This is a genomic window from Thermococcus sp., from assembly GCF_027012695.1.
Taxonomy (GTDB): Archaea; Methanobacteriota_B; Thermococci; order Thermococcales; family Thermococcaceae; genus Thermococcus.
Map to the genome: position 1 here is coordinate 1 of NZ_JALUYR010000115.1, position 1,625 is coordinate 1,625.

The following is a 1,625-nucleotide window of genomic DNA, read 5'->3' on the forward strand; positions in this document are numbered from 1 at the left end:
CCTGAGGAGCTCCGCTATGTCGTTGAAGAACTCTGTGGTTTTCTCAAGGCTCTCCCTCTTTGCCCGCATCTCAAGCTTTATGCCGTTGAAGTTGTAGCGCTCCCCGCTTGGCTTCGTTCCATCCGCTCCGAAGAGGCCGCGCAGGAACTCCCTCTTGACGAAGAGGTTGCCCCTCTTAATCCACTCCGGAACGGCGTAGCCCTTCTTCGTCTTGTTGCCGACCTCGACCTTCCAGAAGCGGAGCAATGTGTGGAAGGCAACGCTGTCAACGTAGAGCATGTATATTTTGCCCTTGACCTTCCTTCCGCGAATTTCCGAGCTCGATTCGCGTTCTATTATCTCCGATGGCTTTAGGCCGAGCCTCCTGAGGTCTCTGGCAAGCATCTCAAGCTCTTCCCTGCTGGAGTTGAACCAAACCCTGACCCCTGTTTTGGCGAGGTGCCCGTCGCCGAGGACGAAGCCAAGAACCCTCGCCAGGATTCCTGCCTTCTCGTCGTCATAGCGGACGAGCCACTTCTCATTGACCTCTCTGAGAATTCTGTAGGCGATTCCGTCAACCTGTCCGGAGAGGAGCTTCTTAACCGTGCTGTAGCTTATCCTTATGCCAAACTCATCCTCAAGGGCGCGCTTTACGTCCATTGCATTCCTCAGGGGCCTCCCATCGCGGAGCTTCCTGACGAGCTGTTTCCTGCCCTCGATTTTCCTTTTGATGTAGCCCTTTCTCTCAAGGCTCTGGAGGAGCTGGTTGAGCCTGACGCGCGAGATTCCGGCCTTCTCCTGCAACTCCTCCCTTGATGTCCATCCCTCTCCGAGCAGAGCTAGTATCTCGGCTTCCCTTTCAGTCAGGCCGTTCTCCATCCCGGCCTTGAGCTCAAGGGCCCTCTCCAGGATTCTTTCCTTGTCCCTCGTCACGAGCTCCCTGAAGGTTTTGGCTTCGCCGAGCGGTTTGAGGCCGTGCTCCCTCTCGACCTTTTCGAGGAAGCCGTAGAACTCCCGGAGGTCTATTATCTGCCTCGGGTCCGGCTCGTAGGGCGTTCCCTCAAGGGTGGGCCTTACGAGAACCTCGGAGCCCTCCTTGAGGTCATAGGTCTGCTTCCAGCCTTCCGGAGTGAGGAACATGTGGTCGCCCGTCGCTTCGATGACCCTTCCACTCTCAAGGGTGAGCCTGTAAACCGGATGGCCGACTATCTTTGAGTTGAAGGAAACGGCCGCGATTACGGTGTCCCTACCGAGTCTGTTGCTCACCTCCTTAACTAAGCCGTTCTCGAAGTGGTTCATGAAGTCCCTTATCTTAATCTCCCTCTCATCTGGCGTGTATATCCTCGTGTCTCCGGTGACACAGCTGAGAATAAACCTCACGTTGTTTGAAAACATCTCCATTGTCCTTCTCAGGGCCTGCTGGGCGTCTTGCGTTAAAGCGTCTGCCTCGTCGAGGAATATTATTTTGAAGCTCGCTCCACCTATCGGCTTTGTTCTCGCGAACTCCTTCACCTTCTCGCGTATGACGTTTATGCCGCGTTCATCGGAGTTGTGGAGCAACACGGGTACCTCGCCCGCGAAGAACATCTCGTTTCCTGGAACGCTGACGTCGTAGACGAAGTCGTTGTACTCAATCACCTCAATCT

General features: G+C 55.2%; 1 protein-coding gene. It reads right to left on the bottom strand.

The genetic code is table 11. The features are described from left to right. The coding region (locus tag MV985_RS08375) for a helix-turn-helix domain-containing protein (RefSeq protein ID WP_297465233.1) at positions 1 to 1,625 on the bottom strand (1,625 nt) is incomplete at both ends.